At 65.3% G+C, this 20,033-nt stretch carries 25 protein-coding genes; 12 read left to right on the top strand and 13 right to left on the bottom strand.

The genetic code is table 11. From position 1 onward, the window contains the following. Positions 1 to 744 (bottom strand): SRPBCC family protein, encoded by a 744-nt coding sequence (locus AB0H76_RS17535; protein WP_357324348.1) that lies wholly within the window; start codon positions 742 to 744, stop codon positions 1 to 3. Between AB0H76_RS17535 and AB0H76_RS17530 the strand changes: the two genes are divergently transcribed. Together AB0H76_RS17530 and AB0H76_RS17525 are read left to right on the top strand one after the other, a co-directional pair. Next, positions 722 to 1,543 carry an alpha/beta hydrolase gene (locus AB0H76_RS17530; RefSeq protein WP_357324346.1) on the top strand — a complete coding sequence of 274 codons (822 nt, stop codon included), beginning with the start codon at positions 722 to 724 and terminating at the stop codon, positions 1,541 to 1,543. The two genes, AB0H76_RS17535 and AB0H76_RS17530, sit on opposite strands and share 23 nt — an antisense overlap. 187 nt (positions 1,544 to 1,730) lie before the next feature. Next, on the top strand, positions 1,731 to 2,039 hold the full coding sequence (locus AB0H76_RS17525; RefSeq protein ID WP_357324343.1) for a hypothetical protein: 309 nt from the start codon (positions 1,731 to 1,733) through the stop codon (positions 2,037 to 2,039). A 253-nt stretch (positions 2,040 to 2,292) separates the two neighbouring features. Here the strand turns inward: AB0H76_RS17525 and AB0H76_RS17520 are convergent, their stop codons facing one another. Next, a complete protein-coding gene (locus tag AB0H76_RS17520) occupies positions 2,293 to 2,691 on the bottom strand; it encodes a hypothetical protein (RefSeq protein WP_357324340.1) in 399 nt (132 codons plus the stop codon). 213 nt (positions 2,692 to 2,904) lie between these two features. Between AB0H76_RS17520 and AB0H76_RS17515 the strand changes: the two genes are divergently transcribed. Then, positions 2,905 to 3,150 (top strand): hypothetical protein, encoded by a 246-nt coding sequence (locus AB0H76_RS17515; protein ID WP_357324337.1) that lies wholly within the window; start codon positions 2,905 to 2,907, stop codon positions 3,148 to 3,150. Positions 3,151 to 3,269: 119 nt separating this feature from the next. Then, positions 3,270 to 3,545, top strand: coding sequence for a GlsB/YeaQ/YmgE family stress response membrane protein (locus AB0H76_RS17510; protein WP_357324335.1), 276 nt, complete (start codon positions 3,270 to 3,272; stop codon positions 3,543 to 3,545). Between the two features lie 145 nt (positions 3,546 to 3,690). On the opposite strand, the gene AB0H76_RS17505 is transcribed toward AB0H76_RS17510, so the two are convergent. Continuing rightward, positions 3,691 to 3,972, bottom strand: a complete 282-nt coding sequence (locus AB0H76_RS17505; protein ID WP_357324332.1) for a hypothetical protein — start codon at positions 3,970 to 3,972, stop codon at positions 3,691 to 3,693. Between the two features lie 351 nt (positions 3,973 to 4,323). Further along, entirely contained in the window at positions 4,324 to 4,941 is a 618-nt protein-coding gene (locus tag AB0H76_RS17500; protein ID WP_357324329.1) for a TetR/AcrR family transcriptional regulator, read from the bottom strand. 181 nt (positions 4,942 to 5,122) lie between these two features. Here AB0H76_RS17500 and AB0H76_RS17495 point away from each other — a divergent pair, with 181 nt between their 5' ends. Together AB0H76_RS17495 and AB0H76_RS17490 are read left to right on the top strand one after the other, a co-directional pair. Beyond that, the gene (locus AB0H76_RS17495) at positions 5,123 to 6,706 is read left to right on the top strand and encodes a CocE/NonD family hydrolase (RefSeq protein WP_357324326.1); all 1,584 of its coding nucleotides are present in this window, start codon (positions 5,123 to 5,125) and stop codon (positions 6,704 to 6,706) included. A 106-nt stretch (positions 6,707 to 6,812) separates the two neighbouring features. Then, positions 6,813 to 7,667, top strand: a complete 855-nt coding sequence (locus AB0H76_RS17490) for an alpha/beta fold hydrolase (protein ID WP_357324323.1) — start codon at positions 6,813 to 6,815, stop codon at positions 7,665 to 7,667. Between the two features lie 285 nt (positions 7,668 to 7,952). Here AB0H76_RS17490 and AB0H76_RS17485 read toward each other — a convergent pair whose 3' ends face one another. Continuing rightward, a complete protein-coding gene (locus AB0H76_RS17485) occupies positions 7,953 to 8,381 on the bottom strand; it encodes a nuclear transport factor 2 family protein (protein WP_357324320.1) in 429 nt (142 codons plus the stop codon). 59 nt (positions 8,382 to 8,440) lie between these two features. Here AB0H76_RS17485 and AB0H76_RS17480 point away from each other — a divergent pair, with 59 nt between their 5' ends. After that, positions 8,441 to 9,244, top strand: coding sequence for a helix-turn-helix domain-containing protein (locus AB0H76_RS17480; protein ID WP_357324317.1), 804 nt, complete (start codon positions 8,441 to 8,443; stop codon positions 9,242 to 9,244). Positions 9,245 to 9,291: 47 nt separating this feature from the next. Continuing rightward, a complete protein-coding gene (locus AB0H76_RS17475) occupies positions 9,292 to 10,071 on the top strand; it encodes a MerR family transcriptional regulator (protein ID WP_357324314.1) in 780 nt (259 codons plus the stop codon). Positions 10,072 to 10,202: 131 nt separating this feature from the next. On the opposite strand, the gene AB0H76_RS17470 is transcribed toward AB0H76_RS17475, so the two are convergent. Beyond that, positions 10,203 to 11,342 carry a helix-turn-helix domain-containing protein gene (locus tag AB0H76_RS17470; RefSeq protein WP_357324311.1) on the bottom strand — a complete coding sequence of 380 codons (1,140 nt, stop codon included), beginning with the start codon at positions 11,340 to 11,342 and terminating at the stop codon, positions 10,203 to 10,205. A gap of 541 nt (positions 11,343 to 11,883) precedes the next feature. Here AB0H76_RS17470 and AB0H76_RS17465 point away from each other — a divergent pair. Next, positions 11,884 to 12,336, top strand: coding sequence for a cupin domain-containing protein (locus AB0H76_RS17465; RefSeq protein WP_357324309.1), 453 nt, complete (start codon positions 11,884 to 11,886; stop codon positions 12,334 to 12,336). Here AB0H76_RS17465 and AB0H76_RS17460 read toward each other — a convergent pair. The 3 genes from AB0H76_RS17460 to AB0H76_RS17450 form a co-directional block, all read right to left on the bottom strand. Continuing rightward, complete coding sequence (locus tag AB0H76_RS17460; RefSeq protein WP_357324306.1) at positions 12,329 to 12,709, bottom strand: helix-turn-helix domain-containing protein; 381 nt, start codon at positions 12,707 to 12,709, stop codon at positions 12,329 to 12,331. The two genes, AB0H76_RS17465 and AB0H76_RS17460, sit on opposite strands and share 8 nt — an antisense overlap. Before the next feature lie 102 nt (positions 12,710 to 12,811). Next, on the bottom strand, positions 12,812 to 13,114 hold the full coding sequence (locus AB0H76_RS17455) for a hypothetical protein (RefSeq protein WP_357324303.1): 303 nt from the start codon (positions 13,112 to 13,114) through the stop codon (positions 12,812 to 12,814). Between the two features lie 32 nt (positions 13,115 to 13,146). After that, complete coding sequence (locus AB0H76_RS17450; protein WP_357324300.1) at positions 13,147 to 14,010, bottom strand: alpha/beta hydrolase; 864 nt, start codon at positions 14,008 to 14,010, stop codon at positions 13,147 to 13,149. A gap of 185 nt (positions 14,011 to 14,195) precedes the next feature. Here AB0H76_RS17450 and AB0H76_RS17445 point away from each other — a divergent pair, with 185 nt between their 5' ends. Further along, a complete protein-coding gene (locus AB0H76_RS17445; protein WP_357324297.1) occupies positions 14,196 to 14,708 on the top strand; it encodes a GNAT family N-acetyltransferase in 513 nt (170 codons plus the stop codon). Between the two features lie 206 nt (positions 14,709 to 14,914). Beyond that, the gene (locus AB0H76_RS17440; RefSeq protein WP_357324294.1) at positions 14,915 to 15,802 is read left to right on the top strand and encodes an LLM class flavin-dependent oxidoreductase; all 888 of its coding nucleotides are present in this window, start codon (positions 14,915 to 14,917) and stop codon (positions 15,800 to 15,802) included. A gap of 86 nt (positions 15,803 to 15,888) precedes the next feature. Here the strand turns inward: AB0H76_RS17440 and AB0H76_RS17435 are convergent, their stop codons facing one another. Both AB0H76_RS17435 and AB0H76_RS17430 read right to left on the bottom strand, forming a co-directional pair. Beyond that, positions 15,889 to 16,236, bottom strand: coding sequence for a hypothetical protein (locus AB0H76_RS17435; RefSeq protein ID WP_357324291.1), 348 nt, complete (start codon positions 16,234 to 16,236; stop codon positions 15,889 to 15,891). Positions 16,237 to 16,296: 60 nt separating this feature from the next. Next, positions 16,297 to 16,896, bottom strand: coding sequence for a ferredoxin (locus AB0H76_RS17430; RefSeq protein WP_357324288.1), 600 nt, complete (start codon positions 16,894 to 16,896; stop codon positions 16,297 to 16,299). Between AB0H76_RS17430 and AB0H76_RS17425 the strand changes: the two genes are divergently transcribed. Beyond that, complete coding sequence (locus AB0H76_RS17425) at positions 16,891 to 17,709, top strand: ribosome recycling factor (protein ID WP_357324285.1); 819 nt, start codon at positions 16,891 to 16,893, stop codon at positions 17,707 to 17,709. The genes AB0H76_RS17430 and AB0H76_RS17425 overlap by 6 nt on opposite strands. A 4-nt stretch (positions 17,710 to 17,713) precedes the next feature. On the opposite strand, the gene AB0H76_RS17420 is transcribed toward AB0H76_RS17425, so the two are convergent. Further along, entirely contained in the window at positions 17,714 to 18,313 is a 600-nt protein-coding gene (locus AB0H76_RS17420; RefSeq protein ID WP_357324282.1) for a dihydrofolate reductase family protein, read from the bottom strand. Positions 18,314 to 18,373: 60 nt separating this feature from the next. Beyond that, positions 18,374 to 19,825: an amidase gene (locus tag AB0H76_RS17415; protein WP_357324279.1), complete on the bottom strand. Its 1,452-nt coding sequence runs from the start codon at positions 19,823 to 19,825 to the stop codon at positions 18,374 to 18,376. Positions 19,826 to 20,033: the final 208 nt, after the last annotated feature.

Here is a 20,033-nt window from a genome sequence, read left to right as displayed (position 1 = left end):
TCAGTCTTTTGCTTCGCGAACGTCCGTCCCGTGCTCAGCGAACGACTTGAAGTCCTGCATGTGTTGTCGTGACTGCTTGATGAAGACACCGCGCATGAAAGGAGCCGCCAATCGAATCAGGCCGTTGAACCGGTACTCGTTCTCGCTCACCCAGAGTGTGCTCGCCGTGCCGGTTTCCGTAATCTGCTCGCGCGCGGCGCTCCACATGCCTGCGGCGACGATCTCACGGTCGAAGTGGACGACGCGGTCCGACGGGATTCCGTGCAGGTTCTCCGGTTCCCGGCGCGTGACGGTCTCGGTGCACTCCATAGTTCGCCCTCCCGACTGGAACACGACCCTCGACTCGGTACCAACCTGCCCGTCCGCACCACGTAGCGGCTCGTGCAGTACCAAGCCTCGCAGCCACTTCGGCCGGTGCACGGGGTCACTGAGTAGTTGAACGACCTTCTCCCGGGGCAGTGCGATCTCAATCGAAACGCTGTACTTCACGTGGAGTTCTCCAGGTTCCTCAGTGGAAGGCAACGCGCCGGTCGGCGTCTGTGGTGCCGCCTCGCGCAGTTCGACGCTACTGACTCCGCCGTGAAATCGTAACCGGCAGCGGCAATCCAGCATGGTGCTCGCAAAGTACCTATAGATGACTGATTCGGCACCCCCTCCACGAGCCATAACGTAGTTCTCGACACCGAGGAACACCAGCTCGAGCCCCTGGAGGAGCCCCATCATGCCTACTTTCCAGACCACCACCGACGGCACCACCCTGGCCTACGAGGACTACGGCACCGGCGCCCCGATCCTGTTCGTCGCCGGCTGGTCGCTGCACAGCGACATGTGGGAATACCAGCTCCACTACTTCCTCGACCGCGGCTACCGATGCATCCTGGTGGACCGCCGCGGCCACGGGCGTTCCGATCGCCCGTCGACGGGCTACGACGTGGACACTCGCGCCGACGACGTCGCCGCACTGATCGAGCACCTGGACCTGCGCGACCTCACACTCGTGGCGCATTCCGGCGGTGGCGGCGAGGTGGTGCGCTATCTGACCCGCCACGGTGCCGACCGCGTCGAACGCGTCGTATTGCTCGCTCCCGCAGTGCCGTTCATGATGCAGACCGCGGACAACCCGGTGGGCGTCCCCCTGGAAGCCCTGGAGAACACCCTGCGGCTACTGCGCTCTGACCGGCCCAAATGGTTCGCCGACCGCGCCCAGGGCTACTTCGCGACCCACCTGCGCGCCGCGGTCTCCCAGGCGATGATCGACGAGGAGATGCGGCGCTGCCTGTCTGCCTCCCCCTACGCCACCGTGGTTATGCAACGTGAACTGTTCCACTCCGACCACCGCGCCGACGTAGCCGCCCTGCCGGTGCCCACCCTGTTCCTGCACGGTCGAGCCGATCAGTCGATCCCGATCGAGATCTCCAGCCGCCAGGCGGTCCAGCTGACCGACCGCGCCGTCCTGAAGGAGTACCCCGACGCCGGACACGGTCTCTACCTGACCCACGCGGCAGAGGTGAACGCTGAGATTCTCGCGTTCATCAAAGGATGAGCACGCGAGTCCGGCTCGGCGTTCCTCGAGCAGCACGTCTGGTGAAAGCGCGACACCGAGTTCGATTGCAGGGCCGGTCATTCGCGTAGCTTCATTCTCTGCGCGCCGTCCTGGCGCCGCGGTCGTTGTACAGTTCCGGAGGCGCTTTCGAGTGCTGTCTTGTCTGTCATAGGGGAATGGATTTGCCGTGAGCACTCATCAGCCGACCGAGCCGGGCCAGGCGGCGCACGACGATGATCCTTTGGTACCCATCCCGATGCCCGCGCTCATCGCCCTGCTGATTGGCCGCGAAGACGACAAGGGCGAGGCATTGACAGAGGACGAGGCACTCGACGTACGCGATAACGCCCTCTACATGATGATGCCACTCTCGGACCAGCGAGAGTTGGATCGGTCGCGTGGATATCGCGACATCGACCCATACAACCTCTGGCAAGAATGGTGCGCCTTCAAAACTGGCCAGGACCCCTTCACCCTCGCCGACGATCACCTCTGATTGCGCCCTCGGCGGATACCGGCCGTGGTGGCACACCGAGAATTTCGTTCCGGTCCAGGTCGCGAGGACACTGTCATCGACAGAAGCGCGTTCGGCTGGCATCAGATACCCATGGTTGATTGATCTTCCGGGGTACGGAGCTGGCCGCTTCGGACCGCGCTCTGCGGCTGGAATGCTCGCGCCCCGGACGCTTTCCGCCGGGAGAGTGTCACCGCGCCAACACTCGCTCAGTGATGGCGCGGATCCCTCGTGATCAGCCGAGAGCCGCGGTGATCTTGGCGGCCATCGCCACCACCGCAGGGCTCGGCGCACCCTTGGCGAACTGGGCAGCCTCGACCGCGACCAGCACGGTGCTGCGGAAGTTGTCGACCTCGGCCGGGTACTGCTGGGCGAGCAGGTCCACCGCGGCGGTCAGGGCGGGCAAGACCTGCTCGGCGAGTTCGGCGACGTTCTTACCGGGCAGGGCAATGTCTTTGGACTTCACCGAGAGCACATGCCCGGTCAGCCCAGTCGCCGAGGTCAGCGCGATCGAACCCTGGCTGATGGCCTTGTGTGGGGCGCCGGCGGCGGCCAGCAGGGCGACCGAGCCGTAGGCGGCGGTCCGCAGGGCGCTCTTGTCCTGGTCGTTAAGGGTGATGGCGATGGTGCTCATGTCGTGTACTCCTCGGTTATGGCTCCGGGTGTCGGTGCCGTTTTCTTCGATGTACACACAGTGGCCGGGTCGGCTGACACCGCCCTGACACCCGGCTGACACACCCACTGACACCGAGATCAGCCCCGCCACCGCCGATCAACGTTCCAATGGCCGGCAACCGAAAGATCAACTGGCCGATTGAAAACTGTTCGGTTGGTTAATCGGCGGAGTGTGCTCACTATCGAATCTGCGGAATCGTTGAAAGACCAGCGCGACGCCCGCGTCGTACGCCTGCTGGACACGGCGATGGCGGCGGCCTTCGCGCTCGGTCTGTTCTGGATCTCGCACTCGCTGACCATCGCCGTCGCGGGCGCGTGCGTGTTGTCGACCGGACTCTGGGTGACCACCTGGTTCCTCGGCAAGCACCCCGCGCAAGACAACGACGCAGCTCTGCTGGCCGAGGACGCCGTCGCATAGCCGGTGGCCGCCCTGGATCAGGTATCCGGCAGAGGGCGAGCAGGTGACCGGATCGGGCGCAGCTGTTAGATCCACCCGGAGGTGGGCAGTTCTGTGCATATAGCTCTCAGGAGGAACAGATGCTCACACTCGGTGTAATCGGCTGGATCGTTATCGGTGGTCTGGCCGGATGGATTGCCAGCAAGCTGATGAGGACCGACGCGCAGATGGGCATCCTGCTCAACATCGTCGTCGGAATCGTCGGGGGTCTGATCGGCGGGTTCTTGTTGCGGGGATTCGGAACCGAGGTCGCGGGTCGCGGACTGTTGTTCAGCTTCCTGACTTGCCTTATCGGGGCGATCATCCTGCTGTTCATCGTTCGGTTGGCCACCCGGCGGACGACTCGATCGCGATAGTCGATCCGGTCGGCGGGCGACCGATGAAGCCGCACCGCCCGCAATTGGCCGACGTTCTGAGCCTCGCACTTTCACGTCCGCCGGACGCTGCGGGTGGCCTTTTCTCGCCGCGCGGTCGGCGGATTTCAGTAAGTTGGGACGAGCGTCACGCGCGGCGCATGAATGCCATCGTGTAGTTGACCTTCTCGATGTTGCGGTCGACCACGCTGACCAGCTGCCAGCCCTGCGATTCGAGCAGCTCGATACCGTTGACCAGGTGAATGACCGGTTCGAAAATCGCACGCTCATAACCGGCCGATCCAAACACGAAGCCGCCGGATTGAGGTGAGCTCAGTACGATGTTCCGGCGTGGGTAGGACCGCAGGTCTACCACACCGTTCAGCACGGCGATCACATCGAAAACAGGTCCAGGCGCAGGAGCATTCACGTCTCCATCGTCCCGGATACCCTGCGGTTCCGCCGGTCTCGCTGCAATCACCACGGCGATACCGTGTGTTCGCCGACCAGGCGGCCCGCTCGGCAGAGGCTCGCCGACAAGAAATCCCGCCGGCCTGACTACGGGAGCCGCCGAAGCCTCGTTGCCTGACCTACGGGTTCCGGTCCAGCTGCCGCAGTGGCCATTTCAACTCCTGAAGGGCGGGTTCGCTGAAGCGACTAGGCAACTCGGCGCTGTCGATTCGGGGCGGGCAATGCGGATCACGCGGTGTCCGCGACGCGTTCGCGGACCAGCAATCCAAACGTAGAGTAAACACTCTAATCATCGGGACCGCGACCGCGACTAGGAGCGCAGCACAGCCCGCACGGCATGGAACAGATGCCGCCGGCGTTCCCCCGCGCCGACCGCGGTCGCGGTGACCTCCTCATCGCTGAAGACCACGACGAGGACGGCTTGGGCATACAACACCCGGAACGCCGTATCGGCGGCCTCGGGAGTGCAACCGGCGCGCTCGACGAGCAACTGGGCGACCGCGGCGGCAGCACTGCGGCTGGTGTCGGTGCCGCGCGCACGTAACGCCGGATCGTCGTAGCTGGTGATCATGAACGCCTGGAAAAGCTTGCGGTGCGCCTCAAAGATGTCGAGAAATGCGTCTACCAGTCGCGTTACAAGCGTGTCGAGGTCAGGAGAATCCCAGATCGGACCGCTGCGAGACGTCCACGTGGATTCGACCCCAGAGAGGAAACGGGCTTGGGCCGCGATCAGCAGGCCGTGCCGGTCGCCAAAGCGGTGATAGAGCGAACCGTTGGACGACCCCGAGAGTTTGCTGACGGCGGTAATGGTCAGCCCCCGCACCCCGTCGCGGCTCAGGATTTCCAGTGCCGCGTCGAGCATCTTGTCCGTCGAGTCTTGGCTGCGAGCCTGCTTCGGCCGACGCATGCCTTCCGTCGATGCGGCCATCAACTCCTCGTTTCCGGCGTCCTGTATGAGCTTCCCATGCCGCACCGAATGCTAGTACAGTCCAAAATTAGAGCGCACTCTCTAGTTTAGGAGCGAGATGAGGAATACCGACATGATCCGGTTCACGGACGCGAAGGCACCCGAGGAGGGCGGTTACCCCGGCTTCAGTCCCCGCAGCTGGATGCGCGACGGCATCCGTCACGAAACAGATGTCGCGGTCACCCTGCGCGACGGCGTGCGGATCTATGTCGACATCTGCCGTCCTGACGCCGAGGAGCGGGTTCCCGTCCTCCTCGCCTACGGCCCCTACGGCAAACACAACGGCTTTCCCCCGATCCTGGGCGCCGGCGCAGATATCGAGCCACCCCTACCGCAAGGGTCACGGTTCGAAGCCCCGGTTCCTCAGTACTGGGTTCCTCGCGGATACGCCCTGCTTTTCGCCGACCCCCGCGGAACCTGGGGCTCGGAAGGAGATGCCACCTTCTTCAGCAGACAGGAAGCCCAGGACGGTCACGATCTCGTGGAATGGGCCGGAACTCAGCCATGGAGCAACGGCAAGGTGGGCATGAGCGGGGTTTCCTACCTCGCGATCACCCAGTACTCGGTTGCCGCGACGCGACCACCACACCTGGCCGCGATCAACCCCTTCGACGGCATTCTCGACCAGTACCGCGAGGCGGTCTTCCACGGTGGCATCCCCGAAACCCAGTTCTCCCCCCACCTGCTCAACGAGTTGATGGGCTACGGCCGCGGCAAGGTCGAAGACGTCGTCGCCGAGTTGTTCGAACACCTGCTGCACGACGAGCTATGGGCAGACAAGGACATCCCCGTCGAGCAGATCGAAGTGCCGGCGTATTTTGTCAGTTCGGTCGGCAACCACGGCCTCCACACCCGAGGCACTCTCGATGCCTACCTGCGCGCGGGTTCGGCCCAGAAGTGGCTAGATGTTCACGGCCGCAAGGAATGGCGCTACTACTACAGCCCCGACACCGTCGAGCGCCAGCGAGCATTCTTCGACCACTTCTTGAAAGGAATCGACACCGGCCTCGAACAATGGCCACCGGTGCGAGTCGAGTATCGCGACCGCACCGAGGTCGGCCCGGTCCGCGCCGAGACGCAGTGGCCCCCCGAAGCCGTCGAGTCGACTCCCTTTCACCTCGACGCCGCCACCGGCACCCTCGTCGAGTACACCCCCGAACCCGCCAGTGCTTCCTACGACCCGACCCGCTCACCGGCGAATCCCCGGCTGCACGCGGGCGAGGAAAGGATCTCGTTCGACCTCACCTTCGACCGGATGACCGACCTGGCCGGCTATGCCTCATTGCGGCTGTGGGCAGAATCTCCCGGCGCGACCGACATGGACGTGTTCGTCCTTCTGGAGAAGATCGACAGTGCGGGCAACGTCGTGCACTTCCCGTGTTTCGCCTACCTCGACGACGGGCCGGTAGCGCTCGGATGGATGCGTGCGAGCCGACGCGAACTCGACCCGTACCTGTCCACTCTGGAGCGGCCCGTGCAAGCGCACCAGCGCGACCTACCGCTGCCCGACGAGCCGGTGGCCCTGGACATCGAAATCTGGCCGTTCACAGCCCATTTCAACCCCGGTGAGCGACTTCGTCTCCATATCGCCGGTGCCGACATCTACCGCTGGTCCCCGGAGCACCTCGTTCAAGGCCACGACCTGCTCAACAACACTGCCACCCACATCATCCACACCGGCACGGGCCGGGATTCGATGCTGCGCTTGCCCGTACGCAAGTCGTAGCGAGGCTCAGCGAAGCGAGTGGACAGCGCCCGCGAGCAGCCACCCACTCTGTTGCGCTCAACAGGTCCGTACGCCACCAAAACCTATGGAGGTCACCATGCCAATCGTGAACGTCAACTTCAGCGTCGATGGAATCGATGTCGCTGCCGTTCTGACGCTGCCCGAGAACTCCAGCGCTCAGCCCACGCCTGCTGTCCTCACGGGGCCGGGTTTCGCCGGGGTGAAGGAGATGCTCATCCCCGCTTATAGCCACGACTTCGCCCGACACGGAATCGCGTCGCTGGTCTTCGACTACCCCGGATTCGGAGCCAGCGCGGGTACACCACGCCAGCACGTCGACCCGGCCCAGCAACTTCGCACGTTCCGAGCCGCGCTCGATCTGCTCTCCCACGATCCGCGAATCGACCCGGATCGCATCGGGGTCTGGGGCACCAGCATGTCCGGCGGCCATGCTCTGATCGTGGGTGCCACCGACTCACGCATCAAGGCGGTGGCAGCGATCATCCCGTTTATCCACCTCACCCCCACCTCCAACGTACGGCTGCTCCCAACGCTGGTCAGCGACAAACTGTGCCGTCTCGCCGGACGCCCTGGATTGACCATCCCGGTGGCAGGCCACCCCGGTGAGCTCGCCGCCATGAACTCCGACGGCGCCTACGCATGGGCACAGGAGATGGCGGCCGACGCCCCGCGCTACCGCAATCAAGTCACCGTCGCGTCCCTGCCGCGCATGCTGCGCTGGTCTACTGCCAAGGCCGCAGGTCGAATCGAGGTTCCGGTTCTGGCGGTTTTGGCCGAGTCCGACACGATCACACCGCCCGACCGCGTGCGTGCAGCGCTACGGGACGTGGATCAGGTGCAGTACCTCACCTATCCCGAGTCCCATTTCGAGTTGTTCACCGTCCACGGCCCCGCAGTGCGCAGCGAAACGGTGAAATGGTTGTCCGCCCAACTGCTTTGATGCACCCAGACCTCGGTAGCGCCCCCAGGCCACGTTGAGTATTGGTCCTGTCCGCGGAGTCGAGAGCCGGGTGCGCCCGCACAGGCCGGTTCAAGACGCGCGGGTCGCGGCAGTAGCGGATGTCCGCAAGCCGCGCCCGTGCACTCGGTACCCGTATGAGCAGCATTTCCGGACGTGCTCTTCTCGCCCTTGGTTTCGTGTCCGTCTCATCGAGGCCGGGAACCAAGGGATAGGACCGATGACCACATCGGCGCTGGGTTTTGTTCCGCCGTCAGCGATCTCGACTCATCGGCGCCGAGGGCGGAGCGCACGCAGCAACGTTCGTGGACTCATTGCAATAGGCACGATCAGCGGGACCGGATCGAAGTGGGCGACCCTTCGACGCACCCTGTCACCATCGAGGGTAATCCGGTCTACGGCAACCCATTCCACGTTCCGCCGACCGATCACGGCGTGCAACCGCACCTCGATGAACAGCACTTCATCGCGATCGGCCCAGCTGAGCACCTCGCCACGCAGATCGGGAACGATCGCGAACGTACGAGACAACCACCGGGCGACCTGCGCGTGCCCGACGAGGTTGCGACTGAACGGCTGAATCAGCTCTACATCGGGGTGGACCAGGGCGATCAGGCGTTCGGGAGTCGGCTCGGCCCAGGCGTCGGCGAAACGGGTCACGAACGCCTCGGCAGACGCGGTGATGTCGTTGGACATGATCTGTTGCTCCTCCACTTGTTGCCGGCATCTCGGCGCTGGTCCGTATCGTGGCCGACATGGCCTCGTCGGCGCTGTCAGGAACGTGCCCTCCGCCCCAGCCGTTGGTCGTGTGGCTGCGGATGGGCCACGTGGTCAGCCTGGGCCCCTCGATGGAGCTGGATACCCATTCCAGCGCGCTGGCCTGTCTCGGGGTCGGGGTGCAGGGCCCCTTCACGGTCCGGTCGGACGGGCATCCGGATGTCACCGCACGGAGCTTCCTGTTCCGAGCACGCAAGCCGCACAACATAGTTCGGAGTGCGGGCCGCCTGCTGTTCTGCTACTTCGATCCGACCTCTGCGGCGATGACGCGCAGCCTCGGGGGCATGCTTCGCACCGTCCACGGATGCGCGGTCGATCACCACCGCGAGGCGGAGCTCATCGCGCTGTGCGAGCACCCCCACCTCGGCGTCGAGAATGTGCTGGAACTGGCGAGCATTCCTGCAGCCGCACCTCGCGACATCCGAATTGCCAAGGCGGCAAGTGTCATTCGAGCCGACCCGGCCGCTGCGCACCGCGCGGCGAAGCTGGCCGCTGAGGTGGGTTTGTCGCAGTCCTATTTCCTGCGGCAGTTCTCCGAGCAAACCGGAACCAGTTTCCGGCGCTACATACAATGGGCGCGGATATTGCGCGCTGCCCAGGGACATATCTCGGGGCACGACGCCACCAGGTGCGCCGCCGACGCGGGATTCGCCACACCCTCACATTTCACCGACACGTTCCACCGCATGTTCGGGTTCACCCCCACCGCTTTGGTGCGCGCGGGCGCGCAAATACATGTCGAGCCGCGTGAGGTTCAGCAAGGAATTCGTGCTTGCTCCTGACGTAGCGTCAGGCCATAGCGTCGGCGATACCGGCGCGAGGTGCGGCGGTGGAAGCGAGACGCGAACGGATGAACAAGCCAGGAACTGGGCAGGTGTGGAAGGTCGGTGAGCTCGCGACGGAGATCGGATTGACGGTCCGGACGTTGCATCACTACGACCGCGTCGGATTGGTTCGTCCGGCCGGGCGGACCAGTGCCGGGCATCGGCTCTATACCGAAGCCGATGTTCAGCACCTGTATCAGGTGGTGGCCTTGCGTCAGTTGGGCCTGGGATTGGACCAGATCGCGAACGTGCTCGCGGGCACGGTGGCAACGGCACAGGTGCTGGCCGCGCATCGCGATTTTCTGGCTGCTCAGGTATCCGAAGCGCAAGCCCTGCACGCCCTGGTGGCCACACTTGCGACAACGGCGCAGAACCGGCCCGACCTCTCCGCGAATCGCTTCCTGGAACTGATCAGGAGGACTGTCATGGTCGACGACACGGTCAAGCGATATTTCACGCACGAGCAATTGGCACAGCTCGCGCACCGCCGGGAACACTCCGGCGAGCCCCATATCGAACAGGTCGAAACCGGGTGGGGCGAATTGATCCCGCAGGTCGACGCGGCAATCGAAGCCGGGCTGGATCCGGCATCACCGCAGGCTCAGCAGCTGGCGGCGCGGTGGATGCAGTTGCTGGAAGAGTTCCACGGTGGTGATGCCGGGCTGCGCGACAGTTTGTATCGGATGCAGGCCGAGAACGCGGAACAAATCCAGAACGAGTCCCGCGGACCGTCACCGGCCCAGATCGATTTCATCAAGGTGGCGAACGCTTCCCGCGGACAGTGATGCCCTCGATCGAGGGACCGGCTGTGTAGCCCGCCTTCGTGCGCCGACTGGTGGCGCGGGGACAGCCCCCGCCACCAGCCTTCGGAATCGACTCGGCAATCCGACTGCGGCGGGATCCTGCCCGGATTAGGTCAACCAGTCACCGCATCCGATGAGCGGTACTGCTCGGTGTAACTGCGCACCACCATCGCCGAGCGCAAACGCCACAGCCCGGCGGCCGTGGTGGGGTCACAGCCGGTGATCAGATGGATCCGTTTGAGCCGGTAGTCGAGTGTATTGGGGTGCACATGCAGCTGACCGGCTGTGCGCTGCCGGTTGAAATCGGTGGCCAGGTGCACCGACAGGGTCTGTAGCAGTTCTGGATGGTCGTCGAGGGGTTCGAGTAAGGCGCGCAACACATCTCGGGCCGGTCCGGGACGAGTGAGCTGAAAATACAGACCCAGATCGCTGATCCGATACATTCCCGGGGTGATCCGCAGCGACATCGCCGTGTCGAGCAGTTCGTGAGCCTGCTTACCGGCCGCGGGAAGATCGGCGGGCTCGGCGACGACTGCCACGGCGATCATCGACGGCGCCAGTTCGCTGACCAGAGCGCCGAGTTCAGCATCTTCGACCAAATCGTGTGGGATCAGCAACGTGCCGCCGTCCTCGCCGATGATGGACAAGGCGCGCGTACCGCAGCGCTCGGTCAGCGCCGCGTCGATGCGGACGGCGAGCGTCGGCGTCGCGGTGTCGCGAGTCCTCGGTCGCGTGAATCCCACGGCCACCAGGTGGTAGCGGGCACTGATGGCGATACCGCAGTGGCGGGCAAGCGGGCCCGCGAGTTCGCCCCGGAGCAAGGCCACGGCGAGGTTGCGGGTCGCGGCGTGGTGGGAGTTGGTGGGCGCCGGGAGTTGTCGGGTGTAGGCGCGGGTGAGGCGGACGTGCAGCGACTCCAGAATGTCCAGATGCCGCCGCATCACCCCCGCGTCGGCTTCGGTCAGCGCTTCCCGTAGGTACGCGCGGTCGGAGCCCGAGCGGTAACCCTGATGCACCAACTGTTGCAGCCGGTCCAACCCCAAGCCCAGCTTCGCCCACTGCCGCGCGCAACGCTCGAGGGCGGCCATCCGATCGCTGACATCAGCCCCCCGATGGCCCAGTAACGCCAGTTCCGAGCCGGCGCGCATGGCATCGACGGCGAGATCGCCGGGGTCGCACGAAGTGACGGTGTCCTCGGAGCCGAAGGCGCCGCGCGAGGACCGCGCCGCACGGGATCGAACGGGACTGCTCATATTCCTGGCCTACCTTTCCCGCCGTTCCTCCGAACTTAGTGTTACCGGCGGTTGCCGGAACCATAGCGCGTCAGTGAACGCTTGTACACTGAATCGGACACTGGGCCGCTGGGGCGACGCACATGAGCACGCACTGCCGGCGGCCCGAAGTCGCTCGGCCCGTTGATCTTCCGCGAACCAGCGCTGACTCCTCGAGCCGTCTCAATGCCGCGCTCTCGGCCGGGAATCCGCGTGATTGCTACCAGCCTTCGCGGCCACTGCTGGAGGCCGAGTCTCACTGATTTCCGACGAAGTATCAGTCGACCTGGTCGGCGTGAACGCGGCTACTGTCGGCATGCTTCGCCCGTAGTGCGACTCGCCGCGGGCCGCACAGCGTTCGCGGGTTCGCGCGGTGCGGCGGGGCTGTGAAACCTGCTCCTCTTGTGGCGGTGTGACTCAGCTCAGCGCGCATCGCTGGAGGCAGCCGTCGGGTGCGTAGACGCGAGCGGTAATGAAATAGTGCGTACTACCGCCGCGGTAAATCGCGACGGATGCTGACCACATGAGCATTCTCAGCGTTTCCGATTACACGGCGTTCCCGCCTGATCCGCACAATCACAAGCCGAACTCACGCTATTCGCTGGTGATAGACCCGGCTCGGCCGGATGGTGCGTACGTCAAGGATTTGGTACTCAACTTCGAGGAGTTGGCTGCCGGTGAGATCATTCCGGTCCATCTGCATACCAACGAGGAGGTGCTCATCGTTGACGAGGGCGAGGCGGAGGCGTTCTACGACGGAGAGTGGCATCGCGTAGGCCCGGGCTCCGTCATCCTGGTGCCGGCCGGGACCGCGCACGGATTTCGGAACACCTCCGGTGGCATGGTGCGGCTCCATGCTGTGTTCGCCGGCCATGTCCTCGGCACGCAACTGCTGGAACGCAGCCCCGCGCCGGGCACCGAGGATCTTCCACTGCCACCGCCGGCGATCATCGACTTCCGCGAGCTGCTCAGCTGAGATCCGGCCGGCGGGCATCGAATGCGGCTCGCGCAGCGTCGATCTCGTCGATCCGGTCTTCGGCCCAGTTCACCAGACGACCGAGCTCGTCGAGCAGCGAGTGCCCGAGCGGAGTCAGGGCATAGTCGACCCTGGCGGGCAGGACCGGATAGCTGGTTCTGGACACTATCCCGTCACGTTCCAGGTCGCGCAGCGTCACCGACAACATTCGGTGGCTGATGCCGTGGACGCCGCGGCGGAGTTGTCCGAACCGTTTCGTCTCCTCGCTGAGCTGACCGATTACCGCGAGGGACCACTTGGAGCCGATCCGGTCGAGGATTTCTCGCGCACGGCAGGCCGCGAGGGTATGTCCGGCAGGAGTTTCCGCGCTCACGGCGGCATCACGGGGAGATCGGCCGGTCCGGCATGGTTCCAGGCTATCTCTCCCCCGGTCGACCCGCAGTCCGAGACGTCTCGAGGTCGAGCGAACAGGACCTCAGTCCATGTTCTGGCCTACTGCGCGCAACACCTCCGAGAGCCACACCAAGTGGTACCCGACCACTTGATCCGGGTCTGCCCGTAGGTCTGTGAGATGCTCCCACGACCACGAGAGTTGGCCCAGCGTCAGGTCGGTGGGCGTCTTGGCGGTGTCGTACAACTCGTCCTGCGGAATCGACCAGAAGTAGTCCTGATCCAATCGAACGGTGTCGCCGTCGGTGGCAGCCTCGATGTGCTCCATGAGCAGGTCGAAGGACCTGCGCAGCTCGGAGAGGGATACGTGCAGTTGCCATTCGGTCATGAGGACGATCATCCTCGGATCCCAGCGAGCGGTTACAAGGCGAGCATTGCGACAGCGACCTGGTCGGCTGCGGCGGTTGGCAGGGCGGTACCCATGTCGTCGAGGACGAGCAGTCGCGCTCCAGGGATTTCGGCGGCGAGGGCCTCGCCGTTGCCGACCGGGAAGAACGGGTCTGCGCGACCGTGCAGCACGAGCGTGGGCAGGTCGAGTGTGCCGAGCCTGGCACGCCAGCGTGGGGCGCAGTTGATCCGGGAGAACACCATGCCGAGCTGGTTCGCCTGGTGGACAGCGGGATCGCTGGACGGTGTTCGGTCCCAGATCCGGGCCGCGGTCGCTCGCGCATCCTCCGGATCGTTGCCCATTGGCAAAGCCCCCGCGGCGACGAATGCCGTGACGGCGTCTCGTTCGGTCCAGTCCGGTTGCGGGCGGGAGAACAGCGTGTTCAGGAGTGTGGGGTCGTGGTCGGGCAGGTCCTCGTCGACCGGGCCTGGCGCCACCGGCCGGGTGCCGACGAGGGTCAGTGCGGAGAACACGTTCGGGTGGTCCAGGGCGGCGACCTGGGCGACCATTCCGCCGACGCCGACGCCGGCGAGATGGGCGGTTCCGGCTCCGAGCACGTCGACCAGTGCGGCCGCGTCGGCGGCGAGATCCCTCAGGTCGTAGGCGGGGTTTTCCGGGTCGAGGGTCGTCGAGGCGCCGGAGTCCCGCAGGTCGTAGCGGACTACGCGCCGCCCGCCCGAGGCGAGCCGCTCGCACAGCACGTCGGGCCAGGACAACATTGTGGTGCCGCCGGCCAGCAGGATCAGCGGATCGGTGTCGCGGCCGAAGGTCTCGATGCCGAGGTCTACACCGTTCGCCCGTACCGAGGTCGTGTCCGATCGAACCGGTCGCGTCATACCTGGACTCCTATCTGTCGATATACCTACAAGTATCGACGGCGGATTCACCCGGAAGTCATCGGTCCGGCCGAGATCGTGTCTGCGCTCGGCCGGAATTCGGCGTGCGTGCTTCCGCCTGTCTCTAGATCGCAACACCGGCGCACTGGGGGTTCGCCCAGCGGTCGGCTGACGACAATGACGGAGTGACGACTTCGGACAAGCACCCAGGCTGGATGGTAGCTCCGACCCGCGTGCAACATTCCGAAGCCGCGGCTCTGCTTCGGGATTACTACGTCGATGTCGCCGACCGCTACCGGCTTCTGCATCTGGGACGCCGATCGACACCGGCCGAAATCGACCGAGAGCTCACCGCTGACTCCGCCGACGACTTGATCCCACCCCGCGGCCTGTTGCTTCTCGGCCGGTACGACGGCGAACCTGCCGCGTGCGCTGGTTTCCGCGTGCTCGGCAACGCTGTCGTCGAACTGACTCGAGTGTTCGTCCGGCAGCAATGGCGCGGAACCGGCGGCGGACGCCACCTGCTGATTGCGGTGGAAACGGCCGCCTCCGCTCTCGGCGCCACCCAGGTTGTTCTCGATACCCGATTGGATCTGGTCGAGGCCCGCGCCCTGTACCGCCGACATGGCTATGCCGAGATCCCGGCGTATAGCAATGGCGACTACGCCGAAATTTGGTATGGCAAGAGCCTGAGCTGATCTCGGGCGCACCGACTCGATTCGGCGCGATCTGTCGAATCTTCGGCAGGTGGTGCGACCAGCACAGTTTTGCGCCCGCGAGGTAGCGGACTTCTCCAACTGTCGCCGATCGGTCGACCGCAATCCGCGTGTGCTCAAGACGCACATCACTTCTCGGAATCGGTGATCACCTGACCGGGACCGGGTCGGTCTGAGAAAGTCGCCTTATGAAGATCGGTGTCGCACTTCCGCAGATGGCTCCCGGCTACGGGCCGGGTACAACGCTCGACTGGGCCCGGCGCATCGACGCGGGCCCGTTTTCGAGTGTCTCGGTGGGCGAGCGGGTGACGTTCGCGAATCCGGAGATGGTCGCGACGCTGGGTGCGTGTGCCGCGGTTACCGAGCGGGTGCAGGTCCTGGCGAATCTGTGGGTGCTGCCGCAGCACGCGATGGCGATGGTGGCCCAGCAGATCGGCACTCTCGACCAGCTCGCGAACGGCCGTCTCGAGGTGGCTGTGGGGGTCGGCGGGCGGGAGCACGATTATCGGGCTCTGGGAGCTGATTTCAAGGGGCGGCATCAGCAGCTCGACGACAAGGTCGCGGAGCTGAAGTCGCTGCTTGCCGGCGAGCCGCCGTTCGAGGGCGCGGATCCGGTCGGGCCGGCGTGTGTGCAGCCGGGTGGGCCGATCATTCTCGCCGGTGCGATGGGGCCGAAGGCGATGCGGCGGGCGGCGCGGTGGGCCGATGGCGTCTCCGGCTTCAGTATTCCTGGCGATGCCCAGGAGATCGCCAAGGCGGGGGCGCTGGCCGACCAGTGCTGGGCCGAGGCCGGTCGGACCACGGTCCCGCGCAAGGTCAGCGGCTGCTTCACCGCCCTGGGCGTGACCGATGCGGCGGCGGCGCTGCACGCCTTCACCGCTCGCTATCTCGGCTTCCTCGGACCGGAGCTGGCCGGAATGGTCGCCGCCTCGGCGCGGGCGTCGAGCCCCGAGGTGCTCGCCGAGATTCTCGACGGCGCGGAGAAGGCCGGGTGTGACGAGTTCATCCTGGTCCCGGCCGTCACCGACCTGAACTTCCTCGAGGTGGCGACCGAGGTGGTGGCCGCACGGTCTTGATGTGCGTCTCGTAGCTCTCGATCGCTGGGCGGCGTGCGGTGGCGCTGCGGCTCGTCAGTTCGTTTGACGAAGTCCGTCTAGCTCGGTCAGTCCTCGACGCCGTAGGTCGTGAAGGCGTATATCCCCGGGCAGCGCTCCTCGACCTTTGCCGCCACCCTCGCGCCCTCCTGTTCCCAGCTGTGTTCCACGTTGGCTCGGACTTCCTTGGGCATGCCGACATAGACGTAAGAGGAGTACAGCAGGATGCCCATCGCCCGCTCCTCTTCTTCGTCGTAGCCATAACTCGACGGTTTCACCGGATGACCCTCGCCATCGGTCATTTTCAAGCCCAGACAGGCGGCTCGAACAAGCGCGAGCACCGTCGACTGCTCCTGCTCCGGCAGGTCCGCGCCGTCCTTCCTGGAGACGAAAAGCGCTGGGCCATAAGCGGACATGGATACCTGCCGATCAACTCCGCATTGAATCAGATCGAGCCCCTCCCCTGCCTTCTCCCACTAGAGGATCGGCAGCAGGTCGTCGGTGTTCGGGTATCGACCGTTCTCCAATCGGAACAGATAGATCCGGAGGTCGTTCGCGAGATCGGTTGCCAAGTAGGCGAGGAAGTCTCGCACTCCCGCTGCGGCATCGATGTCCTGGGCGTCGGCCCCTTCCTTGGCGTACTCGGCGAGCAGCTCGGCAAGGTGTTCTTCGACTTTGCCGCGATTTCCCCACCACGCCCGGACTGCGGCGGGTGTCCACCGTGCGTCTCCATCGCAGGCGTAACCGGCGTAGGGGTCGTCGTTTGCCGCTTCCAGCAGACAATCGACCTCTGCGGGTGAGCGCGGCTGACGGTAGACGAACTCGTTGTAGTACGGGCCGCCGTAGAGCACGTTGTGCGGCGCGTGCACCCTTCCGGTCCAGCAGTTATCGGTTTGGCCGGTATAGAAGGGGCCCGGCACGTTCATCCAGTGCGTCGCGACCGCCCACCATTCTCGAACCTTCCCGCTACGCTGCAACCCGGGCAGGTGAAAGATCAAGGGGTACAGCATTCGTCGCCATCTGCCCGCCCCCAATGCCGAGGTTGTGAGGTCACAAGCTTGATCAACGATGTGCACAAGGACGCCGTCATCCGCGCCGGTGATCGCTACACCGCGTTCGCGAATGCGTTGTCGGCATTACTGGGGACGGGTCCGCTCGATGACATCGTCGTGGACTACGCCGGGTCGAAGGTGCCGTTGCCGGAGCTGGCGTCGGTGGACACCAAGGGCCCGATCTCGTTGATCGCCGATTTCGACGGTGCGGCCTGTGACGCGATTCGACATGCTGTCGTGGGGGCCGGGTTTCAGGTTCGCGTGTCCGGCGGGATCATCAGAGTCACTGCGCCGCAACTGAATCCGCGAGAGCAGATCGCGCGGATCGAGGAGCACGCCCAGCAGGCCCGCGCCGAGGTGCACCATCTCTATGAGCACCTGACCGAGCAATGCCGCCTGCTGGTGGCCGACGGCACCTTCACCGAGGACGAGGAACGCCGCACGCGCTCGGCGGTGCGCCACCTGACCGATGCGACGATCAGCAACATCGATCTCGCCGCGACACGGTTCAAGGCGATGGCGCAGGGGGATCGGCGGGTGCCGTCGGACGACGCCGACGACTGGGACCTCACCGGATTCGCCCAAACCTATGACGGCTATGCGGCATTCGATGACGACCCGGTCGAAGTCGGCCGCGCGGTCCAGCACGTGCGGCGGTTGTGGGATCGGACCGGCTTGCTGTCGAACGATCTGACCCTGCTGCGTACCTGCCTGTTCCTCGAGGTGAAAGCCGATCGCGGCGATGGCCAGCCGTTGAGCGAGCAGCCTTTCGTGCGCGCCCTGGTCACCCGGATCAGGGACGTCTCAGGCGGTGCCGCGCCGTGGAGCGGTCCGTAGTCGGTCAGTCCTTGCGCAGCCGATAGCGCAGGTGGGTGACGCGTTCACCGGCGATGATCTCCGGGTTGTCGAAGAGGTAGGGCCCGCCGGTGGCCTTGTCGAAGAACGGCACACCGTCGCCGAGGATCACCGGGACGAGGTCGAGGTGGACCTCGTCGAGGAGTCCGAGTTCGAGGCATTGCTTGGCGATGGTGCCGCCGTTGACGCCGACGTTCTTGCCGTCGGCGATGACCTTCGCCTGTTTGATCGCGTCCGGCAGGTTGTCGACGAAGGTGAACGGGGCGCCGGGGTGGGCGGCGATCCATTCGGTGGGGGTGTTGTGGGTGACTACGACGATGGGCTTGTTCATGGGGTGGACGCCACCCCAGCCGTCGGTCATATCGAAGAGCCGGCGGCCGACGACGTAGACGCCCGCCTTGTCGACGGCCTCGACGAGCGCGGCGTGATCGACCTCGGTCGGGTGGAACGGGATTTCGGGGTGGGTGCTGGCGTATTCGACGTCGCCGGCGGTGTACCAGGCGAAGAGGTGCTCGAAGCCGCTTTCTTCCGGGCCTGCGATGTAGCCGTCCAGGGAAACGCTGGCGTCGGCGGTGACCTTCGGCATGAAGGGGTCCTATCTCTCGCTTTCGGGGTCAGAGATAGTGACGGAACGAAAGGACAGTATTCATCGCGGCGCCTGGAAGCCGCCGATCTTCTGCTCGAGCAGTTCGGCCAGCCGCAACGGGGTGCGGTCCTCGAACATCGGGCCGATGAGCTGCACGCCCACCGGCAAACCCTCGGGCGACCGGCCCGCGGGGATGGCGGTGGCGGGCAGGCCGGGCATGGTCGCCGCGCCGGCCCAGACGAGCTGGTCGAAGTACGGGTACGCGACGCCGTCGATGTCGATCTGCCGGTTCTCCAGACTCCCGCTGTGGTCGTGCGGGAAGGCGGGGGTGGGCGTGATGGGGCACACCACGACATCGAATTCGGCGAAGAGCTGCCGCCAGCCGCGACGGTGGAGTTCACGTGTGTTGTTGGCCTCGACCCAGCCGCGGTGACTGAGCACCATGCCGCGTAGTCGCGCCGCGTCCAGACTGTGGTCTTCCGCGCTCAGGCCGGCAGCCTGGGTTTGCAGCTGTTCGTACATATCAAGGGGAAGCCCGGCGGCGGCGTTCGACACCATCAGCTGCATGTAGACCGTCGCGGCTTCGCTCGGATCGGGCAGTAGCGGACTGTGGGTTTCGACGCGGGCGCCCGCGTCGACGAGCGCTGCCGCGACCCGGCGCACGCCCGCCCGGACCGCCGAACCGGTCGCGATGAGCGGATGGTCCTCGAGGATCAGGACGCGGAAGTCGGCCAGGCGTTCGTGGCGCGCGGGCGGCAGTGCGGCGGTGTAGGCGATGCCGTGGGTCAGCGGGTCGGGTCCGGCCATCACATCGAGCAACAGGGTGAGGTCGCGGGCGGTGCGGGCCATCGGGCCGACGACGGCGAGGTCGAGGTCGATCGGCACGGCCGGGGCGGGCGGGGCGACCATGCCGCGGGTCGGCGCGAGCCCGAGGGTCGGCTTGTGCGCGTAGATGCCACAGAAATGTGCGGGGGTGCGCAGTGAACCGGCGAGGTCCGAGCCGATGGACAGGGCGCCGAATCCGGACGCCAGGGCCGCGGCCGAACCGCCGGACGACCCACCCGAGGTACGGTCGTGATCCCACGGATTGTTGGTGGTGCCGTAGATCTCGTTGAAGCTCTGGATATCTCGCAGTGTCACCGGCACATTGGTCTTTCCGAGGATCACCGCGCCCGCGTCCTTCAGCCGCGACACCTGCACCGCGTCCTCGGTCGGCACATAGTCCGTGTGCTGCGGTATGCCCCAGGTCGTGGGCAGCCCGGCCATGTCGTAGGACTCTTTGACCGTCACCGGAATACCGAGTAGCGGCCGGTCCTCGCCGCGAGCGCGCGCCTGGTCGGCGGCGCGGGCGGCGGCCCGGGCATTGTCGAAGTCGGGTACGCAGATCGCGTTGATCGCCTTGTCGTCGCGCTCGATGCGAGCGATCGCCTCGTCGGTGAGTTCTACCGAGGTCACCGCACCGGCACGCAGCGCCGCCAGCAGTTCTTCGGCCGATTCGAAGTTCGATTTCATGAATTCGACGTTATGGGCCTGCCGGATAGGACATAAAACGCCGCTTCGCACAATGGAAAGTCGAACGGGGTCGCCCGCACCGGCGATGTCGCGCACACAATTCGTCATCGCCCCAGGTCATGGCAGGTGCAGTAGCCGCTGCGTTCGGCGCGAGCCATGAAAGGAAGTTTCGCACAACGGGATAGATGTCTCGCCGTCGGAAATTCGG

Source organism: Nocardia sp. NPDC050712, assembly GCF_040654295.1.
Classification (GTDB): domain Bacteria; phylum Actinomycetota; class Actinomycetes; order Mycobacteriales; family Mycobacteriaceae; genus Nocardia.
Note: the sequence above shows the minus strand (reverse complement) of the source record. Positions and strands in the feature narration are given on the sequence as shown.